Source organism: Streptomyces sp. A1136, from assembly GCF_004795055.1.
Classification (GTDB): domain Bacteria; phylum Actinomycetota; class Actinomycetes; order Streptomycetales; family Streptomycetaceae; genus Streptomyces.
Genome location: NZ_SSBJ01000006.1, coordinates 128,417 through 153,826, shown reverse-complemented (window position 1 = coordinate 153,826; position 25,410 = coordinate 128,417). Strand labels below are relative to the sequence as shown.

Annotated in this window: 26 protein-coding genes; 9 read left to right on the top strand and 17 right to left on the bottom strand. The window is 71.7% G+C overall.

What is annotated here, in order from left to right:
• Window positions 1-9 precede the first annotated feature (9 nt).
• The gene (locus E6R62_RS08005) at window positions 10-2,058 is read right to left on the bottom strand and encodes an APC family permease (RefSeq protein WP_136212610.1); all 2,049 of its coding nucleotides are present in this window, start codon (window positions 2,056-2,058) and stop codon (window positions 10-12) included.
• Between the two features lie 210 nt (window positions 2,059-2,268).
• Between E6R62_RS08005 and E6R62_RS08000 the strand changes: the two genes are divergently transcribed.
• Together E6R62_RS08000 and E6R62_RS07995 are read left to right on the top strand one after the other, a co-directional pair.
• The gene (locus tag E6R62_RS08000; protein WP_136212609.1) at window positions 2,269-2,937 is read left to right on the top strand and encodes a TrkA family potassium uptake protein; all 669 of its coding nucleotides are present in this window, start codon (window positions 2,269-2,271) and stop codon (window positions 2,935-2,937) included.
• Entirely contained in the window at window positions 2,934-3,596 is a 663-nt protein-coding gene (locus E6R62_RS07995; protein WP_136212608.1) for a TrkA family potassium uptake protein, read from the top strand. The genes E6R62_RS08000 and E6R62_RS07995 overlap by 4 nt, the downstream gene beginning before the upstream one ends.
• 104 nt (window positions 3,597-3,700) lie before the next feature.
• On the opposite strand, the gene E6R62_RS07990 is transcribed toward E6R62_RS07995, so the two are convergent.
• The 7 genes from E6R62_RS07990 to E6R62_RS07960 all read right to left on the bottom strand — a co-directional run bounded on the left by E6R62_RS07990 (window position 3,701) and on the right by E6R62_RS07960 (window position 10,349).
• Entirely contained in the window at window positions 3,701-4,432 is a 732-nt protein-coding gene (locus tag E6R62_RS07990) for a DUF3159 domain-containing protein (protein ID WP_136212607.1), read from the bottom strand.
• A 3-nt stretch (window positions 4,433-4,435) separates the two neighbouring features.
• The gene (locus E6R62_RS07985) at window positions 4,436-4,855 is read right to left on the bottom strand and encodes an OB-fold nucleic acid binding domain-containing protein (protein WP_136212606.1); all 420 of its coding nucleotides are present in this window, start codon (window positions 4,853-4,855) and stop codon (window positions 4,436-4,438) included.
• Between the two features lie 24 nt (window positions 4,856-4,879).
• Complete coding sequence (locus E6R62_RS07980; RefSeq protein WP_136212605.1) at window positions 4,880-5,566, bottom strand: response regulator; 687 nt, start codon at window positions 5,564-5,566, stop codon at window positions 4,880-4,882.
• Window positions 5,563-8,259, bottom strand: a complete 2,697-nt coding sequence (locus tag E6R62_RS07975) for a sensor histidine kinase KdpD (protein ID WP_136212604.1) — start codon at window positions 8,257-8,259, stop codon at window positions 5,563-5,565. Before E6R62_RS07975 ends, E6R62_RS07980 begins: the two co-directional genes overlap by 4 nt.
• A 182-nt stretch (window positions 8,260-8,441) precedes the next feature.
• Window positions 8,442-9,227: a DUF3710 domain-containing protein gene (locus E6R62_RS07970; protein ID WP_136212603.1), complete on the bottom strand. Its 786-nt coding sequence runs from the start codon at window positions 9,225-9,227 to the stop codon at window positions 8,442-8,444.
• 1 nt (window position 9,228) lies between these two features.
• The gene (gene dut, locus E6R62_RS07965; RefSeq protein ID WP_136212602.1) at window positions 9,229-9,765 is read right to left on the bottom strand and encodes a dUTP diphosphatase; all 537 of its coding nucleotides are present in this window, start codon (window positions 9,763-9,765) and stop codon (window positions 9,229-9,231) included.
• The gene (locus E6R62_RS07960) at window positions 9,765-10,349 is read right to left on the bottom strand and encodes a PaaI family thioesterase (protein WP_136212601.1); all 585 of its coding nucleotides are present in this window, start codon (window positions 10,347-10,349) and stop codon (window positions 9,765-9,767) included. The genes dut and E6R62_RS07960 overlap by 1 nt, the downstream gene beginning before the upstream one ends.
• A gap of 58 nt (window positions 10,350-10,407) precedes the next feature.
• Between E6R62_RS07960 and E6R62_RS07955 the strand changes: the two genes are divergently transcribed.
• On the top strand, window positions 10,408-10,884 hold the full coding sequence (locus E6R62_RS07955) for a DUF3093 domain-containing protein (RefSeq protein ID WP_136212600.1): 477 nt from the start codon (window positions 10,408-10,410) through the stop codon (window positions 10,882-10,884).
• 56 nt (window positions 10,885-10,940) lie between these two features.
• Here the strand turns inward: E6R62_RS07955 and E6R62_RS07950 are convergent, their stop codons facing one another.
• The 4 genes from E6R62_RS07950 to E6R62_RS07935 form a co-directional block, all read right to left on the bottom strand.
• Window positions 10,941-11,852 (bottom strand): hypothetical protein, encoded by a 912-nt coding sequence (locus tag E6R62_RS07950; protein WP_136212599.1) that lies wholly within the window; start codon window positions 11,850-11,852, stop codon window positions 10,941-10,943.
• A 12-nt stretch (window positions 11,853-11,864) separates the two neighbouring features.
• Complete coding sequence (locus tag E6R62_RS07945) at window positions 11,865-12,161, bottom strand: DUF4193 domain-containing protein (RefSeq protein ID WP_136212598.1); 297 nt, start codon at window positions 12,159-12,161, stop codon at window positions 11,865-11,867.
• A gap of 393 nt (window positions 12,162-12,554) precedes the next feature.
• Window positions 12,555-13,799, bottom strand: coding sequence for a HAMP domain-containing sensor histidine kinase (locus E6R62_RS07940; RefSeq protein WP_136212597.1), 1,245 nt, complete (start codon window positions 13,797-13,799; stop codon window positions 12,555-12,557).
• 4 nt (window positions 13,800-13,803) lie between these two features.
• Window positions 13,804-14,457 carry a response regulator transcription factor gene (locus tag E6R62_RS07935; RefSeq protein WP_030036265.1) on the bottom strand — a complete coding sequence of 218 codons (654 nt, stop codon included), beginning with the start codon at window positions 14,455-14,457 and terminating at the stop codon, window positions 13,804-13,806.
• 268 nt (window positions 14,458-14,725) lie between these two features.
• On the opposite strand from E6R62_RS07935, the gene E6R62_RS39440 reads away from it, so the two are divergent.
• Window positions 14,726-14,893 carry a hypothetical protein gene (locus E6R62_RS39440; RefSeq protein ID WP_168714001.1) on the top strand — a complete coding sequence of 56 codons (168 nt, stop codon included), beginning with the start codon at window positions 14,726-14,728 and terminating at the stop codon, window positions 14,891-14,893.
• A gap of 121 nt (window positions 14,894-15,014) precedes the next feature.
• Here the strand turns inward: E6R62_RS39440 and E6R62_RS07930 are convergent, their stop codons facing one another.
• On the bottom strand, window positions 15,015-15,830 hold the full coding sequence (locus E6R62_RS07930; protein ID WP_136212596.1) for an inositol monophosphatase family protein: 816 nt from the start codon (window positions 15,828-15,830) through the stop codon (window positions 15,015-15,017).
• Window positions 15,831-15,844: 14 nt separating this feature from the next.
• Window positions 15,845-16,984, bottom strand: coding sequence for a ferrochelatase (locus E6R62_RS07925; protein WP_136212595.1), 1,140 nt, complete (start codon window positions 16,982-16,984; stop codon window positions 15,845-15,847).
• A 168-nt stretch (window positions 16,985-17,152) separates the two neighbouring features.
• Between E6R62_RS07925 and E6R62_RS07920 the strand changes: the two genes are divergently transcribed.
• Together E6R62_RS07920 and E6R62_RS07915 are read left to right on the top strand one after the other, a co-directional pair.
• Window positions 17,153-18,424, top strand: coding sequence for an MFS transporter (locus E6R62_RS07920; protein WP_136212594.1), 1,272 nt, complete (start codon window positions 17,153-17,155; stop codon window positions 18,422-18,424).
• Entirely contained in the window at window positions 18,357-19,703 is a 1,347-nt protein-coding gene (locus tag E6R62_RS07915; RefSeq protein ID WP_136212593.1) for a D-arabinono-1,4-lactone oxidase, read from the top strand. Before E6R62_RS07920 ends, E6R62_RS07915 begins: the two co-directional genes overlap by 68 nt.
• A 7-nt stretch (window positions 19,704-19,710) precedes the next feature.
• On the opposite strand, the gene E6R62_RS07910 is transcribed toward E6R62_RS07915, so the two are convergent.
• Window positions 19,711-20,496, bottom strand: coding sequence for a hypothetical protein (locus E6R62_RS07910; protein WP_136212592.1), 786 nt, complete (start codon window positions 20,494-20,496; stop codon window positions 19,711-19,713).
• A gap of 531 nt (window positions 20,497-21,027) precedes the next feature.
• Between E6R62_RS07910 and sepH the strand changes: the two genes are divergently transcribed.
• Window positions 21,028-22,038 (top strand): septation protein SepH, encoded by a 1,011-nt coding sequence (sepH, locus tag E6R62_RS07905; protein WP_136212591.1) that lies wholly within the window; start codon window positions 21,028-21,030, stop codon window positions 22,036-22,038.
• Window positions 22,039-22,170: 132 nt separating this feature from the next.
• Here sepH and E6R62_RS07900 read toward each other — a convergent pair whose 3' ends face one another.
• Window positions 22,171-23,016, bottom strand: a complete 846-nt coding sequence (locus E6R62_RS07900) for a sulfurtransferase (RefSeq protein WP_136212590.1) — start codon at window positions 23,014-23,016, stop codon at window positions 22,171-22,173.
• Between the two features lie 195 nt (window positions 23,017-23,211).
• Between E6R62_RS07900 and E6R62_RS07895 the strand changes: the two genes are divergently transcribed.
• Window positions 23,212-24,015 carry a VOC family protein gene (locus E6R62_RS07895; protein WP_136212589.1) on the top strand — a complete coding sequence of 268 codons (804 nt, stop codon included), beginning with the start codon at window positions 23,212-23,214 and terminating at the stop codon, window positions 24,013-24,015.
• Here E6R62_RS07895 and sigJ read toward each other — a convergent pair.
• Window positions 24,003-24,929: an RNA polymerase sigma factor SigJ gene (sigJ, locus tag E6R62_RS07890; RefSeq protein WP_136212588.1), complete on the bottom strand. Its 927-nt coding sequence runs from the start codon at window positions 24,927-24,929 to the stop codon at window positions 24,003-24,005. The two genes, E6R62_RS07895 and sigJ, sit on opposite strands and share 13 nt — an antisense overlap.
• 98 nt (window positions 24,930-25,027) lie before the next feature.
• On the opposite strand from sigJ, the gene E6R62_RS07885 reads away from it, so the two are divergent.
• Window positions 25,028-25,402 (top strand): hypothetical protein, encoded by a 375-nt coding sequence (locus E6R62_RS07885; protein ID WP_136212587.1) that lies wholly within the window; start codon window positions 25,028-25,030, stop codon window positions 25,400-25,402.
• Window positions 25,403-25,410: the final 8 nt, after the last annotated feature.

The following is a 25,410-nucleotide window of genomic DNA, read 5'->3' as shown; positions in this document are numbered from 1 at the left end:
GACCGGCGGCTACTTCCCCGCCCGGTCCTTGGGCCGCGAGGTGTCCACCGGGCCGCGGCGCACGGCGCCGGGGGCGTTCCACTCCTGCCGCTTCTTCGCCCGCTTCTTCGCGAGCTCCGAGGATTCCAGCTGGTAGGGCACCGAGGTGACCATCACGCCGGGTGTGAACAGCAGTCGGCCCTTGAGCCGCAGCGCGCTCTGGTTGTGCAGCAGGTGTTCGTACCAGCGGCCGACGACGTACTCCGGGATGTAGACGCTGACCGCGTCGCGCGGGTTCTCGCTGCGCAGGCCCTTGACGTACTCCACCACAGGCCGGGTGATCTCGCGGTACGGGGAGTCGAGGATCTTGAGCGGTACGTTGATCCCGCGCCGCTCCCACTCCGCCTTGAGCGCCTTGGTCTCGGCCGCGTCGACGCTGATGCTGAGCGCCTCCAGGGTGTCGGACCGGGTCAGCTTGGCGAAGGCCAGGGCGCGCAGCGTGGGCTTGTGCACCTTGCTGACCAGCACGATCGAGTGGACCCGCGAGGGCCGCACGCTGTCGTCGCTCGGCCCCTCGTCGGCGGCGATCTCGTCGGCGACGCGGTCGTAGTGCTTGCGGATGGCGGTCATGGTGCCGTAGAAGATCAGCATCCCCAGCAGGGCGACCCAGGCACCGTGGGTGAACTTGGTGGCGAGGACCACGACCAGCACCAGGCCGGTGAAGAAGGCGCCGAAGGCGTTGATCGCGCGGGAGCGGAACATCCGACGCCGCACGGCCTGGTCCTTCTCGGCCCTCAGGTGCCGGTTCCAGTGCCGGACCATGCCGGTCTGGCTGAGGGTGAAGGAGACGAAGACGCCGACGATGTAGAGCTGGATCAGCTTGGTCGAGTCCGCGCCGTAGATCCAGATCAGCAGGACGGCGGCGCCCGCCAGCAGCACGATGCCGTTGGAGAAGGCGAGCCGGTCGCCGCGGGTGTGCAGCTGACGGGGCAGGTAGCGGTCCTGGGCGAGGATCGAGCCCAGCAGCGGGAAGCCGTTGTAGGCCGTGTTGGCGGCCAGGAACAGGACGAGCGCGGTGGCGGCGGCGAGCACGATGAACAGGAAGCTGCCGTCGCCGAAGACGGCTTCGGCGACCTGGGAGATCACCGGGTTCTGCACGTACTCCGGTCCGACCGCCACGCCGTTGTGCAGCAGGTCCGTCGCGGGCTTCTCGGCCATCCTCACGTCGGTCGCCATCGCCAGGCCGATGATTCCGCAGAACATCGTCACGGCGAGCGCGCCCATCAGGGCGAGGGTGGTCGCGGCGTTCTTGCTCTTGGGCTTGCGGAACGCGGGCACGCCGTTGCTGATCGCCTCGACGCCGGTCAGTGCGGCACAGCCCGAGGAGAAGGCCCGCAGCAGCAGGAAGACCAGCGCGAAACCGGCCAGTCCCTGGTGCTCCGCCTTGATCTCGAAATCGGCGGTGGGCGCCTTCATGGTCTCGTCGAGGACGAGGCCCCGCCAGGCACCCCACGCGATCATGATGAATACGCCCGCGACGAAGACATACGTGGGAATCGCGAACAGTCGCCCCGATTCCTTCATGCCGCGCAGATTCATCAGCGTGAGAAGCAAGATCATCCCGATCGCGCAGAGCACTTTGTGCTCGACGACGAAGGGGATGGCGGAGCCGAGATTCTCCACTCCGGAGGCGATCGACACGGCGACGGTCAGGACGTAGTCGACCAGGAGCGCGCTCGCCACGGTGAGACCGGCCTTGGGCCCGAGGTTCGTGTTGGCGACCTCGTAGTCGCCGCCGCCGCTCGGGTAGGCGTGGACGTTCTGCCGGTAGGAGGCGACCACGGTGAACATCAGCACCACGACCGCCAGCGCGATCCAGGGGCTGTAGTGGTACGCCGACACGCCCGCGATCGACAGGACCAGCAGCACCTCGCCCGGGGCGTACGCCACCGAGGAGAGCGGGTCCGAGGCGAAAACAGGTAGGGCGATCCGCTTGGGGAGGAGCGTTTCTCCGAGGCGGTCGCTGCGGAGCGCCCGGCCGATCAGGATCCGTTTGGGCACGTCGGTCAGTTTGGACACGCCAAGGATCGTAAGCGTTCGAAAACCGGCTGACGAACCCCCCGCCCCTTTCAGCGCGCAATCACGCTCCAATGAGCCCCCGCCCGCAGCCCAAATGGTCACACTGGTGACCGCCCGTGTGTAGCTTGGGCCATGGTCTGAGACCCTGATTAGCCAGAGCATGCAATGAGGCTGGTAACCAGCGAGCCGCTGTCAGCCGGAAGGACGGCCGTGCACATCGTCATCATGGGCTGCGGAAGGGTGGGCTCCGCCCTTGCGCAGACCCTGGAACAGCAGGGTCATACGGTCGCAGTCGTCGACCAGGACCCCACCGCATTCCGTCGACTGGGGGCATCGTTCGGCGGTCGCCGCGTGACCGGGGTCGGCTTCGATCAGGACACGCTGCGGGAGGCGGGCATCGAGGAGGCCGGCGCCTTCGCCGCCGTCAGCAGCGGTGACAATTCCAACATCATCGCCGCCCGCGTGGCCCGGGAGATGTTCGGCGTCGAGAACGTCGCCGCCCGCATCTACGACCCCAAGCGCGCCGAGGTCTACCAGCGCCTGGGCATCCCGACCGTGGCGACCGTGCGGTGGACGGCCGACCAGATGCTGCGCCGACTGCTGCCCTCGGGCGCGGAACCGCTGTGGCGCGACCCGAGCGGCGGTGTGCAGCTCGCCGAGGTGCACACCTCGGCGAGCTGGATCGGTCACAAGGTCAGCACGCTCCAGGAGGAGACGGGCGTCCGCGTGGCGTTCCTCACCCGGTTGGGCGAGGCCATGCTGCCCACGTCGCAGACGGTCCTCCAGGAGGGCGACCTCGTCCACGTGATGATGCGCACGGACGAGATCGAGAAGGTCGAGGCGGTCTTCGCCCAGGGGCCCGAGGAGGCACACGCATGAGGGTCGCGATCGCCGGAGCCGGCGCCGTCGGCCGCTCCATCGCGGGCGAGCTGCTGGAGAACGGCCACGAGGTGCTGCTCGTCGACAAGGCGCCGACCGCCATCTCGGTGGAGCGGGTGCCGCAGGCCGAATGGCTGCTGGCCGACGCCTGCGAGATCACCTCGCTGGACGAGGCCGCGCTCCAGCGCTGCAACGTGGTCATCGCCGCCACGGGTGACGACAAGGTCAACCTGGTGGTCTCCCTGCTCGCCAAGACCGAGTACGGGGTCCCCCGGGTCGTGGCACGGGTCAACAACCCGAAGAACGAGTGGCTCTTCAACGAGTCCTGGGGCGTCGACGTCGCGGTCTCCACGCCCCGCCTGATGTCGGCCCTGGTCGAGGAGGCCGTCAGCGTCGGCGACCTGGTGCGGCTGCTCCGCTTCAGCCACGGCGACGCCAACCTCGTCGAGTTGACCCTGCCGCCCGACTCCTCGGTCGCGGGCACGCAGATCAGCGAGATCAGCTGGCCCGAGGACACCTCGCTGGTCACGATCATCCGGGGCAACCGGGTGCTCACCCCGCACGGCGAGGAGACGCTGGAGCCGGGTGACGAGCTCCTCTTCGTGGCCGCCCAGGCGCGCGAGGAGCAGCTGGAGGAGCTGCTCCAGGCCCGGCACTGACGCGGTACGCACGCGAGGGGGCCGCCGACCACATCGTGGTCGGCGGCCCCTTCGTCGTGGTCAGGCCCGGCTCTCGTCGTGGTCAGGCCCGGCTCTCGTCGTGGTCAGGCCCGGCGTTCCCGCGCCGCGGCCTTCGCCGCCTTCTCGGCGGCCTCCTCGGCCTCGTACTCGGCGATGACGTCGATCGGCGGCGGCGCCTTCGCCAGGAACACCCAGGTGAAGTACACCGCGAGCACCATCGGCGGCAGCTTCAGCGCGATCAGCACCCACCCGAGCTGGGTCGCGTCCCCCCACCAGTACAGCGGGAAGAGGATCGCGTACTTGGCGAGGAAGATGATCCCCCACGCCAGGCTCGCCTTGGTGTACGCCTTCTTGCGTCCGGGGTTGCGGGTGCGCCAGGACAGGTTCTCCTTGAACACCGGCCCGAGGATCACGCCGAGCAGCGGGAAGCCGATCAGCGCCGAGAGCGTGAAGGCCACTCCCAGCCCCGCCCCGTAGATCATTCCGGGCAGGTAGAACCCCTTCGCGGTGCCCGTGAAGAGGGCGAAGGCCACGCCCACGCCGACCCCGAACACACCGCTGAACGCGTGCTTGACGGTGTCCTTGCGCAACAGCCGCACGATCACCAGCGCGACCGCGACGACGGCCGCCGCGATGGCGGACATCACCACGTTCTTGTTGATCGTGTAGATCATCACGAAGAGCAGGCCGGGGAGCATCGTCTCCACGGTGCCGCGGATGCCGCCGAACGCGTCGAAGAGCGCGGCCTGCGTCGCGGCCTTCTGTTCGTCGGCGGGGTCCGGGGCGGGGATGTTCGGTTTGTCGAGTGACGTCACCGGCTACTGCTCCTGTCCGAGCGGTCGGAGTTCGTACTTCGGGTTGAAGAGGACCCGGCGCCCATGACTCATCGCGATGCGCCCGGAGGCGATCATGCGCCGCCCGGGCTCGATTCCCACGATCGAGCGACGCCCGAGCCACACCACGTCCAGCGCGGCCGAGCCGTCGAACAGCTCCGCCTCCAGGGCGGGGACGCCGGCCCGCGGACGCAGGGTGACGGTCCGCAGCGTACCGGTCACCTTGACTATCTCGCGGTCGTAGGAGTCGCAGATCCGCGTGCATCCCGCGGCTTCTGCGTCCTCTTGCAGCTCCGCCGAATGCAGATCCTCCTGAGAGGTGGAAAGACGCTCTATCATCCGGCGGAACCGGCCCGCCGGCCTGGCCGGTTTCGCGGGCTTCTCGGGACGCGGTTCAGCACTCATACAGGAAGCGTACCGGCGTGCCCGCTACCTCTCGAAGCGGTATCCCATGCCCGGTTCGGTGATGAAGTGCCTCGGGTGCGAGGGGTCGGCCTCCAGCTTGCGGCGCAGCTGCGCCATGTAGACCCGCAGGTAGTTGGTCTCCGTCCCGTACGAAGGGCCCCAGACCTCCTGGAGGAGCTGCTTCTGGCCGACCAGTTTCCCGCCGTTGCGGACCAGGACCTCCAGCAGGTGCCACTCGGTCGGCGTCAGGCGTACGTCACGTCCCCCGCGCACGGCCTTCTTGGCGGCCAGGTCGACGGTGAAGCCCTCGGTCTCCACGATCACCTCGTCCTCGCCCGCGCCCATGAGGGGCTCGGCCCGGCGGACGGCGGCGCGCAGCCGTGCGAGCAGCTCGTCCATGCCGAACGGCTTGGTGACGTAGTCGTCGGCGCCCGCGTCCAGGGCCTCGACCTTCTCGTCGGAGCTGTGGCGGGCGGAGAGCACCAGGATCGGGACCCGTGTCCAGCCGCGCAGTCCCTTGATCACTTCGACGCCGTCCATGTCGGGCAGGCCCAGGTCGAGAACGATCACGTCGGGGTGGCGGGCGGCGGCGAGCTCCAGGGCGCGCGCGCCGTCGCCGGCGGCGTCGACCTCGTACTTGCGTGCCTTCAGGTTGATCACGAGGGCTCGGACGATCTGGGGCTCGTCGTCCACCACGAGCACTCGGGTCATCGAGGGCCTGCCTTCTGTCGTATCGAGCGAACATTGAACGGATCAACAGGTCGATCTTCCCGATCCACCGGGTCCACGCGGTCCGCGGCGTCCGGACGACCCACGCGGTCCGCGGCGTCCGACCGATCCACGCGGTCCGCGGCGTCCGGCCGATCCACGCGATCGTCCCCGCCGGGCCCCCGCGCCGTCCCCCCGGCCGCCGCCCGCAAGGTCAGCACCATCGTGAGCCCGCCCCCCGGCGTGTCCTCCGCGGTCAAGGTTCCGTCCATGGCCTCCGCGAAGCCGCGGGCCACCGCGAGCCCGAGCCCGACCCCCGCCCCGCGCGGCGCGTCCCCGTGCCGCTGGAACGGGGCGAAGATCCGGTCCTTGGCCTCGTCCGGCACCCCCGGCCCTCGGTCCACGACCCGTACCTCGACCCGGTCACCGAGGAAACTCGCCGCGACCAGCGCGGGCTGCCCCGGCGGGCTGTACTTGACGGCGTTCTCCACCACGTTGGCCACGGACCGCTCCAGCAGCCCCGGGTCCACCGCGACCATCGGCAGCGTCTCCGGGACGTCCAGCGCCACGCTGTCCTCGGGTACGCCGCCCAGCGCCATCGGGACCACCTCGTCGAGGTCGATCTCCCGGATCAGCGGGGTGACGGTGCCGGTCTGGAGCCGGGACATGTCCAGCAGGTTCCCCACGAGGTGGTCGAGCCGGTCGGCGCCGTGCTCGATCCCCGCGAGCAGCTCGGCCCGGTCCTCCGGCGACCACTCCACGTCCTCGGACCGCAGCGAGGACACCGACGCCTTGATGGACGCCAGCGGGGTGCGCAGGTCGTGGCTGACGGCGGCGAGCAGCGCGGTCCTGATCCGGTTGCCCTCGGCCATCCTGCGGGCCTCCTCCGCCTCCCCGACCAGCCGCTGCCGGTCCAGCACCACGGCGGCCTGCGCGGCGAAGGCGCCCAGCACCCGGCGGTCCTCGGCGGGCAGTACCCGTCCGGACAGGGCCAGCGCCATGTGGTCGCCGATCGGCATGTCCACGTCCGCGTCCTCGGGCCGGGTGACCGGGCCGGGGCCGACGCTGCCGGCCGGCTGCCAGGGTTCGACCTCGCCCGCGCGCTCCAGCAGCGCCACCGACTCCATGGCGAAGGTCTCCCGCACCCGCTCCAGCAGCGCGTCCAAGGTGGTCTCCCCGCGCAGGACGCTGCCGGCCAGGAAGGACAGGATCTCGGATTCGGCGCGCAGCCGGGCGGCCTGCTGGGTGCGCCGGGCGGCGGAGTCCACCACGGAGGCGACGGCCACCGCCACCCCGAAGAACACCGAGATGGCGACGATGTTCTTGGGGTCGGAGATGGTGAGGCGGTGCAGCGGCGGCGCGAAGTAGTAGTTCAGCAGCAGCGAGCCGAAGGCCGCCGAGGCCAGTGCGGGCAGGAGGCCGCCGAGCAGGGCCGCGGCGACGGTCAGGGCGAGGAACAACAGCATGTCGTTGGCCAGGCCCGGGTCGCCGTCCACATGCGTGAGCAGCACCGTGAGCAGGGCGGGGAAGACCACCCCGACCACCCAGCCGGCGAGGACGCGGGTCCTGCCGAGCCGCGCGGCCGAGCGGACGACGGGCAGCCCGCGCCCCTTGGCGACCTCGTCGTGGGTGACGATGTGCACGTCCAGGTCGGGCCCCGAGTCGCGGGCCACGGTGGCGCCCACGCCCGGCCCGAACACGTACTGCCAGGCCTTGCGCCGGCTGGAGCCGAGCACGATCTGGGTGGCGTTGACCCCGCGGGCGAACTCCAGCAGGGCTTCGGGGATGTTGTCGCCGATGACATGGTGAAACGTTCCGCCAAGGTCCTCCGCGAGGGTCCGCTGTACGGCGAGCTCCTTGGGCGAGGCGGAGGTCAGCCCGTCGCTGCGCGCGATGTACACGGCCAGCACCTCCCCGCCCGCCCCCTTCTCGGCGAGGCGCGCGGCACGCCGGATCAGGGTCCGCCCCTCGGGCCCGCCGGTGAGCCCCACGACGATCCGCTCGCGCGCCTGCCAGGTGGAGCGGATGTCGTGCTCGCCCCGGTACTGCCGCAGGTACTCGTCGGCCCGGTCGGCCACCCAGAGCAGGGCCAGCTCCCGCAGCGCGGTGAGGTTGCCGGGGCGGAAGTAGTTGGACAGGGCCGCGTCGACCTTGTCGGGCTTGTATATGTTGCCGTGGGCCATCCGGCGGCGCAGCGCCTGGGGCGACATGTCGACCAGCTCGATCTGCTCGGCCCGCCGCACCACCTCGTCCGGCACGGTCTCGCGCTGCCGCACCCCGGTGATGGCCTCGACCACGTCCCCGAGGGACTCCAGGTGCTGGATGTTCACCGTCGACACGACGTCGATGCCGGCCCGGAGCAGTTCCTCGACGTCCTGCCAACGCTTGGCGTTGCGCGACCCGGGGACGTTCGTGTGCGCGAGCTCGTCCACCAGTGCCACCGCGGGCCGCCGGGCCAGGAGCGCGTCCACGTCCATCTCGGTGAAGGGGGCGTCCCGGTGGGAGAGCTCCCGCCGCGGCACCTGTTCCAAGCCGTGGAGCATCGCCTCGGTCCGCGGCCGGCCGTGGTGCTCGACGAAGCCGACGACGCAGTCGCCGCCCCGCTCGACCCGGCGGTGGCCCTCCGCGAGCATGGCGTACGTCTTGCCCACACCGGGCGCCGCGCCGAGGTATATCCGTAGCTTGCCGCGTCCCATGCGCCCATTCTCGGGGACGTTCCCGCCGCCGACCGTCCGACGGGCGGTCCGCGCGACGATCCCTGACGCATCCCTGACGCATCCCTGACGCGGCCGCCGCGCCCGGGAACGCCGGTGGGCCGTACCCGCGAGGGGTACGGCCCACCGGCCTTGAAGAGGAAGACCGCGGGAGCGGCGGACGATCAGCGGACCTCGGTGATCTCCGGCCCGCGCTCCAGCTGTCCCATGTCGCCGCCGAAGCGGGAGCCCTCGGCCTCACCGGCCGGCTGCACGCCGTCCGGCACCATCTGCGCGTCGTTCGGGAGCTTGAGGACGATCGGGTCGCGGGGCGCCATGGGGCCTTCGCCGCGCACGACGACCGTGTCCCGGAAGATCTGCTCCAGCACACCGCCCGACTCGGGGCGCACCGCGGCCTGGCCGGAGATGACGCCGCGCAGGAACCAGCGGGGGCCGTCGACGCCGACGAAGCGCACGAGCTGCGCGCCGGTCTGCCCGTCGGGCAGCGGTACCGGCACCTGGGCGCGCAGCTCCCAGCCGAGGGGGCCCTCGACCTCGTCGATGATGCCGCCCTGCTGGGTGATGCCCGTCGCGATCTCGTCGCGGACCTCGCCCCAGATGCCTTCCTTCTTGGGTGCCGCGAAGGCCTGCAGCTGCACGGCGCTGTCGCCCAGGACGACGGTCGCGGCGACGATCGCGTCCCCGGCGACCTCGACGCGCAGCTCCATGCCCTCGACACCGGGTACGAGGATGCCGCCCAGGTCGACCCGGCCGTCTTCCGGCTTGCCGGGCACCTCGGAGACGTCCCAGGGGCCGTCGGGCCGCGGCGCCGGCGGCAGGTTCACGCGGCGGGGCGTGGCGTCGTCGATCCGCTCGGCGTCGTTCTGCTCATCGCCGTGCTCGTTCTCGACGACCTGCTCGGCCGCGCCGCCGTCCTTGACGGAGTCGTTCTTCTTGCGACGTCCGAACACGTCACTGTCCTTCCCGGTCGGTTACGACCGAAGCGTAGCCATTCCCACCCTGCTGACCAGCTCGGGATCCGGCCACGGCCGCATGACCGCCGGTGGAGCCGAAACCCCCCTCGGCCCGGGCCGAGCCGGGAAGTTCCGCCACCTCGTGGAAGCGCACCTTCTCGACCCGCTGGACAACCAGCTGGGCAATGCGGTCGAAACGCTCGAACCTGACGCTCTCGCGCGGGTCGAGATTGACCACGATCACCTTGATTTCCCCACGGTACCCGGCATCCACCGTCCCCGGGGCATTCACGAGCGCGAGCCCGCAGCGCGCGGCCAGGCCCGAGCGCGGGTGCACGAAAGCGGCGTACCCGTCGGGCAGGGCGATGGACACTCCGGTGGGCAGTACGGTCCGCTCGCCGGGAGCCAGCTCGGCGGCCTCGGTGGTCACCAGGTCGCAGCCCGCGTCGCCGGGGTGACCGTAGGAGGGCAGCGGCACCTCGGGGTCGACGCGGCGGATCAGCACGTCGACGGGGGCGTGGTTGTTCTCAGACATCAGGGGTTCACCTCGAAGGCGCGGGAGCGCCTGACCTGGTCCGGGTCGGCCATTGCCGCCCGGATCTCCTCGGGCCGTCCGTTGTCGATGAAGTGGTCGACCTTCACCTCGATGAAGAGGGCGTCGGCGCGCACGGCGACGGGCCCTTGCGGCCCTCCTATTCGACCGACCGCGGTGGAGTAGATCTTCCGCCCGGCCACGGCGGTGACCTCGGCCTCCAGGTACAGGACGGTGCCCAGGGGCACCGGCCGTACGAAGTCGGTCTCCAACCGCCCCGTCACCGCTATGACGCGCAGCAGCCAGTTCAGGGAACCGAGCGTCTCGTCGAGGGCGGTGGCGAGCACGCCTCCGTGCGCGAGACCGGGCGCGCCCTGGTGGGCGGGCTTGACGGTGAACTCGGCGGTGACGCGCACGCCCTCGCCGGCCCGGGCCTCCAGGTGGAGCCCGTGCGGCTGCCCCCCGCCGCAGCCGAAGCAGTGCTCGTAGTGCGCGCCGAGGAGTTCGCCGGGGGCGGGCGCCTCGGGGTGCCGGACCGGCGCCGTGGCGTCGGCCGGGGGCGTCAACGCTGTGTTTCGTCCACTCACAGCCGCAGACCTTACCCGCGCGGCTACCCACCGGTCGCCTCGTGGCAGGCTTGAGGGCATGCAGCTCTCCCCCGCGCACCACGACGAACGCCTGACCGCCCCCCGCTCCTGGTGGGCGATCGCCGTACTGACCGGTCTGGCCTGCGCCTTGGTGGCGCTGCCGCTGGGCACGCTGCCGCTGCTGGCCGGGCTGGTCGGGGGGACGGCGCTGGCGGGGATGCTGGTGAGTTCGTACGGCTCCGCGCGCGTGCGCGTGGTGAACGGGGCGCTGGCGGCGGGCGACGCCCGGATCCCGGTGACGGCCCTGGGCGAGCCGGTGGCGCTGGACGCCGAAGAGGCGCGGGCGTGGCGCACCTACAAGGCCGACACCCGGGCGTTCATGCTGCTCCGCAGCTACGTGCCGACCGCGGTCCGCGTCGAGGTCACAGATCCGAGCGACCCGACCCCGTACGTCTACGTCTCCACCCGCGAGCCCGCGGCGCTGGCGGCGGCGATCCGGTCGGCGCGGACAGAGGCGCGCCAGGGCGTGCTCTAAGCCCTGGCGTCGGAGTCCCGCGGAAGGCCTCTGGGGCGGGAAGCTTCGAGGGGGCGCTAGTCGCGCTCGCGCGGATCCGAGTCCTCGACGGCGGCCCTGATGGCCTCGGGAAGGGGCCCGGAGGGCCGCTCAAGGGGCGGAAGCCGGTCGAGGGACTCCCAGGGCACGGCGCGGGCCCGCAGGTCCGCGCGTACCTTGTGGGCGACTTTTCGGGTGTCGCGCCGGTTCATGACGGCGCCGACGGCCGCGCCGACCATGAAGGGGATCAGGTTCGGGAGGTTGCGGACCATCCGCTTGGTGATCTGCTGGCGCAGCTCGCGCTTCATCTGGCCGCCCAGCGCCACGTCCATCGTGGTCGGCTTGACCAGGTTCACCCCTCGCTCCTGCGTCCAGGAGGTGAGGTAGGCGATGGTGCGGTCCTTGAGGTTGCCGGGGGGCCGCAGCCCGTACACCTCGTGCAGTTCGGCGATCAGCTTGAGCTCGATCGCGGCGACCCCGGTGATCTCCGCCGCCAGCTCCGCCGGCATCGCGGGCGGCACGGGCAGCATCGCCGCCGCGCCGACACCGGCTCCCACGGCGGACGTGGCATGGGCGGCGCCGGCGATCAGCTTGTCGGCGAGCTGGTCGGGGTCGAGGCCCGGGAACTGCGCGCGCAGGGTCGCGAGGTCCCGAACCGGAACGCGCGGTGCGTTCTCGATGACGCGTTCGGCGATGTACAGGGCGACGGCCCTGGAACCTTCGCCGCCCTTGCGCACACCGTTCTTGACGGCTTGCATCCGACGGGTCCCGGTCTTGCGGGGCCCGTCGCCGGCCACCGTGGCCGGCGGCACCGCGGGGGCGGTGTCGGAGTGCGCGTCGAGGCCGCCGGCGGTTCCGGGGCCCGTCTCCGGGCCCTTCTCCACCCGCGTCTCCACCGGATCACCAGACTTCCGGAAGCGGTGCTTCCGGAAGGGCGACGACCCTGTCACGGCCGAGGCCTCTCAGTCGCAGTCGCGACAGATCGGCTGGCCGTTCTTCTCCCGGGCCAGCTGGCTGCGGTGGTGCACCAGGAAGCAGCTCATGCAGGTGAACTCGTCGGCCTGCTTGGGCAGGACCCGGACGGCCAGCTCCTCGTTGGAGAGGTCCGCACCGGGAAGCTCCATGCCTTCCGCCGCGTCGAAGTCGTCCACGTCCACATTCGAGTGGGACTTCTCGTTGCGCCGAGCCTTCAGCTCTTCGATGCTGTCGTTGTCTACGTCGTCGTCGGTCTTGCGCGGAGTGTCGTAGTCCGTTGCCATGGTTCGCTCTCCCCCTCTGGGATTTAGCGGTGTCTCAGCGCACGTAACGCGCGAGAGGCCGGACTTGTGCCCGACCTGAGGCGGAGATTTTGCCTCACATCAAGGTCTGTTACTCAATCGACACCCAGCCGGGCCCCGGAAGGAGCTTGCGGCTGGGATGACGACCGGGACCGTACACGGTCCGGAGGCCGCCTTGCACGCATGCCACCCCGTGTATTTCCCGCCATTCGGGGGGCCGGAAACCCGGACTTCCCGGGCGTTCCGGCCTTCCTGGGGTCACTGAACGCGCACAGCCGGACACTCGCTCATGTGATCGATCACACAGCGATTTCCCGGGATGCCCCTCGGCCGGTTCGGCCGATTCAGCCAAAAGCGAACACGGGCACACCCTGCTCAGAGGGGCAAAGTGACACGCATCACGAGGCCACCGCCCTCCCGTGGGGTCGCCTGGATGCGGCCGCCGTGTGCGCGCGCCACGGAGCGCGCGATGGACAGGCCGAGCCCCACACCCTTGTCACTGCCCGTTCGCTCCGTACGCAGCCGCCTGAACGGCTCGAAGAGGTTGTCCACCTCGTACGCGGGAACCACGGGACCCGTGTTCGATACGAGAAGCACCGCCTGACCGTGCCCCATCTCGGTCGCGACCTCCACCCAGCCTCCCTCCGGCACGTTGTACCGGACGGCGTTCTGCACCAGGTTCAGGGCGATCCGCTCCAGCAGCACGCCATTGCCCTGGACGACGGCCGGCAACCGCTCGCCGCGGATCTCCACACCCTTCGCCGCGGCCTCCGCCCGCGCCTGGTCGATGGCGCGCGAGGCGACCTCCGCCAGGTCCACGGGCTTGCGCTCGACGATCTGGTTCTCGCTGCGGGCGAGCAGCAGCAGTCCCTCGACCAGCTGCTCGCTGCGCTCGTTGGTGGCCAGGAGCGTCTTGCCGAGCTGCTGGAGCTCCACCGGTGCCCCCGGGTCGGAGAGGTGCACCTCCAGCAGGGTCCGGTTGATGGCGAGCGGGGTGCGCAGTTCGTGCGAGGCGTTCGCGACGAACCTCTGTTGGGCGGTGAAGGCCCGTTCCAGCCGGTCGAGCATCTCGTCGAAGGTGTCGGCGAGCTCCTTGAGCTCGTCGTCCGGGCCGTCCAGCTCGATCCGCCGGGTCAGGTCGGTGCCGACCACCCGGCGGGCGGTACGGGTGATCTTGCCCAGCGGCGACAGCACCCGTCCGGCCATCGCGTAGCCGAAGGCGAAGGCGATGATGCTCAGGCCGAGCAGGGCCATCAGGGACCGGCTCAGCAGGTCGTCGAGGGCGTGCCGGCGCTGGTCGAAGATGCACTGGCTGATCGCCGAGTAGAACTGGTCGAACGACATGTCGGCGCCCACGCCGGAGCAGGTCGTGCTGGTGACCTCGATCTTCGTACCGCCGACGATCTTGAAGGGCAGGGCGTTGCCCTCCCGCAGCGCCTGCGCCGCCAGCAGGTAGATGATCGACAGCAGCAGGATTCCCGCGATGAGGAACATCCCGCCGTACAGCAGGGTGAGGCGTATGCGGATGGTCGGCCGCAGCCACGGGAAAGGACCCTCGGGCGGGCCGGGGTCCCAGGTCGGTTTCGGTGGTGCCGTCGGTGGCGCCGGAGTCGCTGCCATGGCCTCAGATCCGGTATCCGGAGCCCGGCACGGTCACGATGACGGGCGGCTCGCCGAGTTTGCGGCGCAAGGTCATGACCGTCACGCGCACCACGTTCGTGAACGGGTCGGTGTTCTCGTCCCAGGCCTTCTCCAGCAGCTGCTCCGCGGAGACGACGGTTCCCTCGCTGCGCATGAGGACCTCCAGGACCGCGAACTCCTTCGGCGCCAGCTGCACCTCCCTGCCCTCCCGGAACACCTCTCGCCGGTTCGGGTCCAGCTTGATCCCGGCGCGTTCCAGTACGGGCGGCAGGGCGACCGTCGTACGCCGGCCCAGGGCGCGCACGCGGGCGGTCAGTTCGGTGAAGGCGAACGGCTTGGGCAGGTAGTCGTCCGCCCCGAGCTCCAACCCCTCGACCCGGTCGCTGACGTCCCCGGAGGCCGTGAGCATCAGCACGCGCGTCGGCATGCCGAGCTCAACGATCTTGCGGCAGACGTCGTCCCCGTGGACGAGCGGGAGGTCCCGGTCGAGCACGACCACGTCGTAGTCGTTCACTCCGACGCGCTCCAGGGCCGCGGCGCCGTCGTACACGACGTCCACGGCCATGGCCTCCCGGCGCAGGCCGGTGGCCACCGCATCGGCGAGCAGCTGCTCGTCCTCGACGACGAGTACGCGCACGTCGTTTCCTTCCTTCGAGCCCAGAAGGGCACACGTGTATTGCGTCGCCCATCCTGCCCGTTTCGGCGATAAACCGGCTGTAAGGCGCCCCTGAGCGCCTCCCGCGACAGACGCCGCGGGAACGGAGCCGAGGATTCGATGGGCGTACGAGGTTTCTGCGGCCAGGGTGCCGGGGAGGACGATGTAACACCCCATCCCCATCCACTCCTGACGGCGGACCCGCCACGGGCTGAGCCGCCGCGACCCACGAAGAGGGGGCGCACCCACCATGGACGCATTCACCGCGGGTCTCCTGCAGCGCATCAGCGCCACGCAGTCGGACCTGAGCAAGGCCCGCGAGACGGGCGACGACTACCTCGCAGACGTGGAACAGGCGGAGCTGGAGGACCTCCAGCGCCTCGCGGCCGAACACGGCGTGCCGGTCACCGCCGCCTGACCGACACCTCTCGACCCGGTACTCCCCGGATCGGATCACATTGCTTCTCGGACCCCGGCCGCCCTCAGGGCGGTCGGGGTCCCTTCGTGCGCGGTGTCCGTCGCGCGCGGCGCCCCGGGGGTCAGTCGTGCCAGGCCCCGGCTTCCTCCAGCAACGGCTGGAGCGAGGCGAACACGGCCGGGGTGGCGGCCAGCGCCAGCTCCCCCGAGGCCGGTTCACCCGGCCGGCCGCCCGTCACCGCGCCGGCCTCCCGGGCGATGAGCGCTCCGGCGGCGAGGTCCCAGGGGTTCAGCCCCCGCTCGTAGTACCCGTCCAGCCGTCCGGCGGCGACGTCGCAGAGGTCCAGGGCCGCCGACCCGGCGCGGCGGATGTCCCGCACCCTCGGGAGAATCCGCCGGGCCACCTCGGCCTGCTGCTCCTTGCGGTTCTGGAGGTAGGCGAACCCGGTCGCCACCAGCGCCTGGTCCAGCGGCGCGGCGGCGCGGCACCGCAGCCGCCGGTCCCCCAGCCAGGCCCCCTCGCCGAGCACCGCGTGGTAGGTCTCCGAGCGCATCGGCGCCGCGACCACGCCGACCACCGTCTCGCCGCCGTACTCGGCGGCGATCGAGACGCTCCAACTGGGCAGGTCGTACAGGTAGTTCACGGTGCCGTCCAGCGGGTCCACGATCCACCGCACGCCGCTCGTCCCCGGGCTGTCGGCGCCCTCCTCGCCCAGCAGCCCGTCCTCCGGTCTGCGCTCCGCGAGGATGCTCGTGATCAGCTTCTCCGCCGCGATGTCCATCTCGGTCACCACGTCGATCGGGCTGGACTTGGTCGCGGCCACCGCCAGGTCCGCCGGCCGGCCGTCCCGCAGCAGCTCGCCGGCCCGGCGGGCGGCGTCCAGCCCCACCGCCAGCAGCTCCGCCCTGAGTTCCGCGGCCTGTTCGTCGATGCCCATGTCGGTCCCACTCCCTACGCGTACGGACTGTCGACACCCGCGGCCGCCGGCCGGGGTGCCCGCGCGGGACAGCAGCCCACCGCGCAGAGGTCGTGGCTGGGGCCGAGCGCCCCGAGAGCGCACCGCTCCACCGTCTCACCGCGTTCGACGGCCGCCCGCTCCAGCACGAGGTCCCGTACCGCCGCCGCGAAACGCGGGTCGGCGCCGACCGTCGCGGACCGGGCGACGGGCAGCCCCAGTTCGGCGGCCTTGGCCGTCGCCTCGGTGTCGAGGTCGTACAGGACCTCCATGTGGTCCGAGACGAAACCGATAGGCACCATCACCACCGCCGGGGCGCCCGCCTCGTGAAGGGCTTCCAGGTGGTCGCAGATGTCCGGTTCCAGCCAGGGGATGTGGGGAGCGCCGCTGCGCGACTGGTAGACCAGTTCCCAGGGCAGTTCGGTCCCCGTCTCGGCGCGCACCGCGTCCGCGATCAGCCCGGCGACGTCGAGGTGCTCCTTGACGTACGCGCCGCCGTCGCCGTGCTCCTCGACGGGGCCGGAGGTGTCGGCGGCCGCCGTCGGGATGGAGTGCGTGGTGAAGGCCAGGTGGGCGCCGGCGCGGACCTCTCGCGGCAGGGCGGCCAGGGAGGCGAGCACCCCGTCGATCATCGGCCGCACGAAGCCCGGGTGGTTGAAGTAGTGCCGCAGCTTGTCCATCTTCGGAAGCTCGGCCACGCCCTCCTGCGCGAGCGTGGCGAGCGCGTCGGCGAGGTTCTCCCGGTACTGCCGGCAGCCCGAGTACGAGGCGTACGCGCTGGTGGCGAGCACCGCGATGCGGCGGCGCCCGTCGGCGGCCATCTCCCGCAGCACATCGGTGAGGTACGGGGCCCAGTTCCGGTTGCCCCAGTAGACGGGCAGGTCCAGCCCATGCTCGGCGAAGTCCTTGCGCAGGGCGTCCAGCAGCTCGCGGTTCTGGCCGTTGATGGGGCTGACCCCGCCGAAGCCGAAGTAGTGCTGCCCGACTTCCTTGAGCCGCTCGCGCGGGATGCCGCGCCCGCGCGTGACGTTCTCCAGGAACGGCACGACGTCGTCGGGACCCTCGGGACCGCCGAAAGAGAGCAGCAGCAGGGCGTCGTAGGGGCCGGCATCGGGTGCGCGTAGCTGGTCGGACATGCGTCGAATCCTGCCACCAGGCGGGCCGCGGCGGGAACCGGACCCGGCCGTCGGGCCCGCATTCCGCGAGGTAAGGTCACCCTTACTTCAGTCCGTTTTCTCGCCATGCGGGTGCCTTGTCGGCGGTCGTAACCTGTAGAGGCCATTGACGTCCCTTACGGAGGGCCCGTGCCCAGTCCCTACCGCGCGATCTTCGCCGCCCCTGGCACCAAGGGGTTCAGCGCCGCCGGGCTCATCGGTCGCATGCCGCTCTCCATGGTGGGCGTCGGCATCCTGACGATGATCTCGGAGATCACCGGCCGCTACGGGCTGGCGAGCGCCCTCACCGGGACCCTCGCCCTGTCCGCCGCGGCCGTCGGCCCCCAGGTCTCCAAACTGGTCGACCGCTACGGACAACGGCGCGTACTGCGCCCCGCGACCCTCTTCGCGGTCGCGGCGGTGGCCGGTCTGCTGGTCGCCGCGGCGAAGGGCTGGCCCGACTGGACGCTCTTCGCCTTCTCCGTCCTGGCGGGCTGCGTCCCGAGCGTGGGTTCGATGGTCCGCGCCCGGTGGACGGCGATCTACCGGGACACCCCCAGCCTGCACACGGCGTACTCCTTCGAATCAGTGGTCGATGAGATCTGTTTCATCTTCGGCCCGATCATCGCCATCTCCCTGTCCACGACCTGGTTCCCGGAGGCGGGACCGCTGGTCGCCGCCCTGTGTCTGCTGGTGGGCGTCTGGTGGCTGACGGCGCAGCGGGCGACGGAACCGCGGCCCCACCCGCACGAGGAACACGGGGACCGGACGTCGGCACTGCGCTCGCCCGGACTCCAGGTGCTGATGGGCACGTTCGTGGCGACGGGGGCGATCTTCGGCTCGATCGACGTCGCCACGCTGGCCTTCGCCGACGAGCGGGGCCACAAACCACTCGCGAGCGTGATCCTCGCCGTGTGGGCCCTCGGCTCCTGCCTCGCGGGCATCGTGTTCGGCCTGCTGCACCTCAAGGGAACGGCCGAACGCCGATGGGTACTGGGCATCTGTGCGATGGGCGTGAGTATGATCCCCCTCCTACTGGCCGGGAACTTGCCGTTTCTGGCCGTGGCGCTCTTCGTCTCGGGCCTCGCCATCGCTCCCACGATGATCACCACGATGGCCCTGATCGAGGCGCACGTACCACGCGCGAAGCTGACCGAGGGCATGACCTGGATCAGCACCGGCCTCGCGGTCGGTGTCGCGGTCGGCTCCTCCGTGGCCGGCCTGGTCATCGACGCGGCCGGCGCCAAGAGCGGGTACGTCGTCTCCATGTCGGCGGGAGCGGCCGCGGCGGCGGTGGCGTTCGCGGGTTACCGCCGGCTGACGAGGCCGGCGCAAGGGGAGGAGCCAGCTACCGATGGGGACGGCGACAGCAGGGCGGAACGGGCCGGCCGGGGCGGCGAAGACGCCGACCGCGTGGCGTAACTGGGCGGGGAACGTCAGCGCGACGCCCGCCCGGGTGGTGGCCCCGACCACGGTCGGGGAGCTGCGGGAGGCGGTCCGCCGGGCCGCCGAGGAGGGCCTGCGGGTGAAGGCGGTCGGCACCGGCCACTCCTTCACCGCGGCCGCCGCCACCGACGGGGTGCTCATCCGCCCCCAGGCGTTGCGGGGGATCACCTCGATCGACCGGACCGCCGGCACCGTCACGGTGGCGGCGGGCACCGTGCTCAAGGACCTGAACGTGGCCTTGGCGCGGGAAAGCCTGTCGCTCACCAACATGGGCGACATCATGGAACAGACGGTCGCCGGCGCCACCAGCACCGGCACCCACGGCACCGGCCGCGACTCGGCTTCCATCGCCGCGCAGATCCGCGCCCTGGAACTGGTGACCGCGGACGGCAGGCTGCTGGCCTGCTCGGAGAAGGAGAACCCCGAGGTCTTCGCGGCCGCGCGGCTCGGGATCGGGGCGCTCGGCATCGTCACCTCGGTGACCTTCGCCGTCGAGCCGCTCTTCTTCCTGACCGCCCGTGAGGAGCCGATGGGCTTCGAGCGGGTCACGGCCGAGTTCGACGAGCACGTCGCCGAGAACGAGCACTTCGAGTTCTACTGGTTCCCGCACACCGGCAACTGCAACACCAAGCGGAACAACCGCAGCCAGGGCCCGGCCGCCCCGCCCGGAGCGGTCAGCGCGTGGGTCGAGGACGAGTTGCTGTCCAACGGCCTCTTCCAGGTGGTCAACTCGCTCGGCCGCGCCGTTCCGGCGACCATCCCCGCCATCGCCCGGGTCGCGAGCCGGGCGCTGTCGGCGCGGACCTACACGGACATCCCCTACAGGGTGTTCACCAGCCCGCGCCGGGTGCGCTTCGTGGAGATGGAGTACGCGCTCCCCCGCGAGCACGTCGTCGAGGCCCTGCGGGAACTCAAGGCGATGGTCGACCGGTCCCCTCTGCGGGTCAGCTTCCCCGTGGAGGTGCGGACGGCCCCGGCGGACGACATCACCCTGTCGACGGCCTCGGGGCGGGAAACGGCGTACATCGCGGTGCACATGTACCGGGGCACCCCCTACCAGGCCTACTTCACGGCCGCCGAGCGGATCTTCACCGCGCACGAGGGGCGGCCGCACTGGGGCAAGGTGCACACCCGGGACGCCGAGTACTTCGCGCGGGTCTACCCCCGCTTCGGGGAGTTCACCGCCCTGCGCGACCGGCTGGACCCGGACCGGCTGTTCGGCAACGACTACCTGCGGCGGGTCCTGGGCGCCTGACGGCGGTTCACGGGGAACCCGGCGCCGCTGTCGGGGTCGGCGGTGTGGGGGTCGGCGGCGGGGTGGTCCTCGGGCCCGGTGTCGACGGGCTCGGGGTCGGCGTGGGGTCCGCCGAGCGCGAGGGGGTCGGGTCCGGCGCCGGGCTGCGTCCACCCGTGGAGCGCGCGGGGTCGGGGGAGGCTGCCCCGCCCTTGCCGGTCCCGTCCCTGCCCTCCTCGTCCTCGCCGGTTCCGCCCTTGTCGGTTCCGCCCTTGTCGTTCCGACTCGCCGGCGGGTCCGGTTGCCGGTGGTCGGCGGCCTTGCGGGTGCCGCCGGAGAGGAGCGTGCCACCGCCGTCGCTGATCGAGGTGCCCGCAGCGGCCTCATAGGCGCCGAGCCCCCCGACGGCCAGGGCGAAGGCGGCTCCCGATGCCACGGCCGTGCGCTTCCAACCCCGTACGCGGGTGCCGTGGACGGTGGCCTCGCCGTAGTCGGCTCCCGCCGCGGTCGGGCGGGCGGACGGGGGGCGCGTGGACCGCGGGCGGGACGACCCCGGGTGAGGCGACCGCGGGCGGGGGGACTCGAAGCGGCCGCCGCCGCGCAGCCGGTCGCCGGTGCGGCGGAACACGTGCTGGATGACGGGCCCCCCGGCGGTGGCGACGACACTCACGACACCGGCGCCCAGGATGGTCCCGTACACGCCCAGCTTCGAGGCGAGCAACGCCGCCGCGACGGTGGCGAGGGAGGAGCCGGCGATCTGAGCGACGCTCAGGTCGAGCGTCTTCTTCTCCGGTGCGGTGTCGTCCTGTGTCATTCCGTGCGCGCCCTGCCTCTCGCGTGTCTCCTCTTCCGGCAGTTACAGACACCCGGACGAAACGGATAGTTCCACTTCAGGGGATTGTGTGAAGCAAGACACCCGAAAACGGACCGCCGCGCAGGTCGGCCCGGCCGGCGCCGCGTTTCGGGGCAGGCCAACTCCCGCCGCCCGGGACAACTTCGGCGGCGCGGCGGTCCACCCAGGTGGCCCGAATGGAGTACTGTGGCGAGCCCTGGGGCCGTCCTTCCTTTCGGATGTCCGGACCCGGGAGAGGGGGCCGACGATGGAGAAACGGCACTCAAGACCGGCGATGCCGCGGTGTTGCACGGGTTTCCGATGCGCACAGTAATCGTTTGGTCACTGTGTGTGCCCAACAGGTAACCGTGCCATAACGGCGATCAAGGGCGCATGCCCGACACGCCGGTTTAACTCGGCAAGGTTGTGGCAGGCTGCACCCGGGCAGGCCACACTCGACTAGCGGAAGCAGCGACGCACGTGACGTCGGCAGGCACCACCCGGGAGGTCCCCATGCCCGAACTGCGTGTCGTGGCCGTCTCCAATGACGGAACACGACTGGTGCTCAAAGCTGCCGACAGCACGGAGTACACGCTTCCGATCGACGAGCGTCTACGGGCTGCCGTGCGCAACGACCGCGCGCGCCTGAACCAGATCGAGATCGAGGTGGAGAGCCACCTCCGCCCCCGTGACATCCAGGCCCGCATACGAGCCGGTGCCTCCGCGGAGGAGGTAGCGCAACTCGCGGGCATCCCCGTCGATCGGGTACGCCGCTTCGAGGGACCCGTCCTCGCGGAACGGGCGTTCATGGCGGAGCGGGCCCGCAAAACTCCGGTACGCCGTCCCGGCGAGAACACCGGGCCGCAGCTCGGCGAGGCGGTACAGGAGCGGCTGACGCTGCGTGGGGCCGACAAGGAGTCCGTGCAGTGGGACTCGTGGCGCCGCGACGACGGGACCTGGGAGGTCCTGCTGGTCTACCGCGTCGCGGGCGAACCGCACTCCGCCGGCTGGACGTACGATCCGCCGCGCCGGCTGGTCGTGGCCGTGGACGACGAGGCCCGTTCCCTGATCGGCGAGTCCGACGACCTTCCGGCCACTCCGGAGCCCAGCTTTCCCTTCGTGCCCCGGATCGCGCGGCTGCCGCGTGACCGGCCGCTGGACCGAGCGCTCGACCGCCAGATGGAGCGGCCCGTCGCGCCGGTGCCGGAGCCCGAGGAGGAACGGGACACGCTGACCAGCCTGCTGGAGGCGGTGCCGAGCTTCCGGGGCGACATGGTGGTACCCGAACGCCCCGACGCGCCGGCGGAAGAGCCGGAGGCGGAGGAGCCCCCGGCCGCCTCGGCCGGCGCCGGCACGGCGTACGCTGACGTCCTGATGCCCCGAACGGTCGCGGGCCACCGCGAACGCCTCACCGGCACCACCGACCGCCAGGCGGAAGCGGACGGCGTCCGCCCGGGCCGCCGCGCGGCGGTCCCGAGCTGGGACGAGATCGTCTTCGGCACCCGCCGCAAGAAACAGGAGTAAAGGGGCCGCCGCCCCTTGGATGCCCCCCGGCGACGGTGCCGGGGGAGTCCGAGGAGCGGGTCCGAGGCCGAGCCCCGGCACGCCCGACGCGACCGGGGCGCTCCTCACCCACCACCGCGCCGGAGCCCCGTCTCAGCCGGCGGAACCGCCCGTCGCGACCGGCCGCCCCGGGTCCGAGGACCAGTCCGACCAACTGCCCGCGTACAGCGCCGACGGGATGCCCGCCACCTCCAGCGCCAGCACCTCGTGCGCCCCGGACACCCCCGAGCCGCAGTACACCCCCACCGCCGCGCCTTCCGCCACGCCAAGCGCCCCGAACCGCGCACGGAGCGCCTGCGCGGAGAGGAAGCGCCCGTCCGGCCCGACGTTCTCGGTGGTCGGCGCGGACACCGCCCCCGGCACGTGGCCGCCGACCCGGTCGATCGGCTCGACCTCGCCCCGGTACCGCTCCCCCGCCCGCGCGTCCAGCAGGACCCCGGCCCGGGCCAGTGCGGCGGCCCCGTCCGCGTCCAGCACGCCCATCACCCCCGGGTTTGGCTTGAAATCACCCTCCTGGGGGGCCGGTTCCTCGGTCGTCAGTTCGCCGCCCGCCGCCGTCCAGGCGGGCAGGCCCCCGTCCAGGACCCGGACCCGCGCGTGGCCCGTCCAGCGCAGCAGCCACCACGCGCGGGCCGCGGCCCACCCCTGTCCCCCGTCGTACACGACCACCGGCGAGCCCGCACGGACCCCGGCCCGCCGCATCACCGCCCCGAAGTCCTCCGGATCCGGCAGGGGATGGCGGCCGCCCAGCCCCGTCTCACTGACCGGACCAGCCAGTTCGCGGTCGAGATCGACGTACACCGCCCCGGGCAGGTGTCCCGCCTCGTAGGCCGGACGCTGGTCGGGGCCGCCGAGCTGCCAGCGGATGTCCAAGAGCACCGGCGGTGTGGTTCCGGCCAGCTCGCTCATCAGTTCGGGGGCCGAGAGGATCGCAGTCATGGGCCCATCTTCTCCCCCGCGCCCGGCTTCGGGTAGCAGGCCGGACACCCGACGCACCGTGACGGCCCGGTCCGATCCGGTCATCTCTCGCCCGGCCGTGCTCCGTCCGGCCCGGTCGAGCCGCGCCGGAGCGCGCGGAGTGGAAGCATCAGAGCGCCACACCGGGACAGGGCTACGACGGAGGAGACTGCGGACATGACCGAGTCAGCGGAAACGACCAGGCGCCCGCCCGGCGCCCCCTGTTGGGTGAGCCTGATGGTCCACGGTCTCGGCACCACCGAGGACTTCTACGCCGACCTCTTCGGCTGGGAGTACGCTCCGGGCCCCGTCCCCTTCGGTCCGTACGTCCGCGCCTTCCTCGACGGCCAGGAGGTGGCCGGCATCGGCGAGATGCCCCCGGACCGGCACCTGCCCGTGGCCTGGACCACGTACTTCGCGACGGACGACGCGGACTGCACGGCCGAGTCGATCCGCGCGTGCGGGGGCACGGTCGCGGTGGGCCCGCTGGACGCGGCCAACGCCGGCCGACTCGCCATCTGTTCCGACCCGCTGGGGGCGATCTTCGGGATCTGGCAGGCCGGCGCCCACCTGGGCGGCAGACTGCACGGGCACCCGGGGACGCCGGTGTGGAACGAGTTGCTGACCCAGGACACCTCGACCGTCGGCAAGTTCTACGAGCACGTCTTCGGCCACGAGGCCCGGGAACACCCCGACGCCTCCGCCGACTTCGACTACCTCGTCCTGCACCTCCAGGGCAGCCCGGTCGCCGCCGTCCACGGCGTGGGCCGCGCGCTGCCGCACGACCGGGGCTCGCACTGGATGACGTACTTCGAGGTGGCGGACCCCGACGCGGCCGCCGCGCGGGTGGCCGAACTCGGCGGGCGGGTCATCCGGCCGCCGCGTGACCGGCTCAGCGGTCGGGTGGCGACGGTCGCGGACCCGGAGGGCGCGGTGTTCACCCTCGTACGCTCCCGGCCGCAGCCCGCTCAGAGCTCGTAGCCCTCCCGCCCCCACGGGCGCAGCTTCTGCGGGTTGCGGACCGCCCAGACGCGGGTGACGCGCCCGTCGCGGACCTCGAACGAGGCGACGGTCACGACGACACCGGCGTGCCGGGCCACCAGGCCCGGCACGCCGTTGACCGACCGCTCCAGGAGTTCGAGTCCGGGGGCCTTGTCGGCGATCGCGACCATGTACTGGGCGATGCGCGCGCCGCCTTCGACCGGGCGCAGGGCGGCGCCGGCCATCCCTCCGCCGTCGGCGGTCATCACCGCGGCCGGGTTGAGGAGACCGACCAGGGCTTCGATGTCCTTGGTCTCCCACGCCTCCTTGACGTGCCTCACCACGTCGCCGCGGCCGGCCGTCGCCACCGGAGCCGCCGCGGCCCCCACCCGCCGCCGGGCGGAGGCCGCCAGCTGCTTGCAGGCCGCGGGGGTGCGACCGAGGACATCGGCGATCTCGGCGAACGGGTACCGGAAGACGTCGTGCAGCACGAACGCGACCCGCTCGGCGGGCGTCATCGACTCCAGGACGACGAGGAAGGCCATGGTCACCGACTCGTCCAGGACGATCTGGTCGGCCGGGTCAGCGGGGCCGGTGGGACCGGCTCCGCCCGTGCGGTCCCACTCGGTGCGGTCGGGCAGCGGCTCGGGCAGCCACGCGCCGACGTAGCGTTCGCGGCGGGCCCGCGCCGAGCCGAGCAGGTCCAGGCAGATACGGCCGGTCACCGTCGTCAGCCAGGCGCCCGGGGACAGGATCTCCTCCTGCCGGCTCCGCGGCAGCCCGTACCAGCGCGTGTAGGCGTCCTGTACGGCGTCCTCGGCCTCCGTCACCGAACCGAGCAACCGGTAGGCCACGTTGATCAGTTGGCGCCGCTCGCCGGCTATCGCGTCCGTACTGGTCCCGACAGTCCCCACCCTTGCGTCCGCCCCCTCGCCTTACCTTTCGCAGCCCTGTTTCGTCGGGCTGGTGAGACCTTATCGATCTACTGCCCGAGGGCGGAAAAGGGGCTGACATGGCCACTCAGGTGACGGCGACGGCGGGCGTGCGGCGCGGCGCCTCGTTCCTGCGGATCGCGATCGCCCTGCAGACCCTGACCATCTTCCTCCAGTCGGTCTCCGCCGGGCTGCTGCTGACCACGTCCTACGGCGAGACGCTGCACGGTGTCGGAGCGCGCGTGATGTACGGGGCGTCGATGCTGTACGTGCTCGCGGCGGTACTGGCGTGGAAGCCGGGCGGCGGCCCGTCCCGGCCCGTCTGGCACGCGTCGGGATTCCTCGTACTCGCCTCCGTGCAGGTCGTGCTCGGCATCGCGCACGTCCCGTCGGTCCACCTTCCCTTGGGCGTCCTGATGTTCGGGCTGAGCGTCCTGGCACTGGCCCGGCGCTGAGGTCCGGG

Coding starts and splice junctions, on each gene's coding strand:
- E6R62_RS07995 (WP_136212608.1), top strand. CDS start 2,934: ATGAGGGTCGCGATCGCCGGAGCCGGCGCCGTCGGCCGCTCCATCGCG.
- E6R62_RS07985 (WP_136212606.1), bottom strand. CDS start 4,855: ATGAGTGCTGAACCGCGTCCCGAGAAGCCCGCGAAACCGGCCAGGCCG.
- E6R62_RS07980 (WP_136212605.1), bottom strand. CDS start 5,566: ATGACCCGAGTGCTCGTGGTGGACGACGAGCCCCAGATCGTCCGAGCC.
- E6R62_RS07975 (WP_136212604.1), bottom strand. CDS start 8,259: ATGGGACGCGGCAAGCTACGGATATACCTCGGCGCGGCGCCCGGTGTG.
- dut (WP_136212602.1), bottom strand. CDS start 9,765: ATGTCTGAGAACAACCACGCCCCCGTCGACGTGCTGATCCGCCGCGTC.
- E6R62_RS07955 (WP_136212600.1), top strand. CDS start 10,408: ATGCAGCTCTCCCCCGCGCACCACGACGAACGCCTGACCGCCCCCCGC.
- E6R62_RS07945 (WP_136212598.1), bottom strand. CDS start 12,161: ATGGCAACGGACTACGACACTCCGCGCAAGACCGACGACGACGTAGAC.
- E6R62_RS07940 (WP_136212597.1), bottom strand. CDS start 13,799: ATGGCAGCGACTCCGGCGCCACCGACGGCACCACCGAAACCGACCTGG.
- E6R62_RS39440 (WP_168714001.1), top strand. CDS start 14,726: ATGGACGCATTCACCGCGGGTCTCCTGCAGCGCATCAGCGCCACGCAG.
- E6R62_RS07930 (WP_136212596.1), bottom strand. CDS start 15,830: ATGGGCATCGACGAACAGGCCGCGGAACTCAGGGCGGAGCTGCTGGCG.
- E6R62_RS07925 (WP_136212595.1), bottom strand. CDS start 16,984: ATGTCCGACCAGCTACGCGCACCCGATGCCGGCCCCTACGACGCCCTG.
- E6R62_RS07915 (WP_136212593.1), top strand. CDS start 18,357: ATGGGGACGGCGACAGCAGGGCGGAACGGGCCGGCCGGGGCGGCGAAG.
- E6R62_RS07910 (WP_136212592.1), bottom strand. CDS start 20,496: ATGACACAGGACGACACCGCACCGGAGAAGAAGACGCTCGACCTGAGC.
- sepH (WP_136212591.1), top strand. CDS start 21,028: ATGCCCGAACTGCGTGTCGTGGCCGTCTCCAATGACGGAACACGACTG.
- E6R62_RS07900 (WP_136212590.1), bottom strand. CDS start 23,016: ATGACTGCGATCCTCTCGGCCCCCGAACTGATGAGCGAGCTGGCCGGA.
- E6R62_RS07895 (WP_136212589.1), top strand. CDS start 23,212: ATGACCGAGTCAGCGGAAACGACCAGGCGCCCGCCCGGCGCCCCCTGT.
- E6R62_RS07885 (WP_136212587.1), top strand. CDS start 25,028: ATGGCCACTCAGGTGACGGCGACGGCGGGCGTGCGGCGCGGCGCCTCG.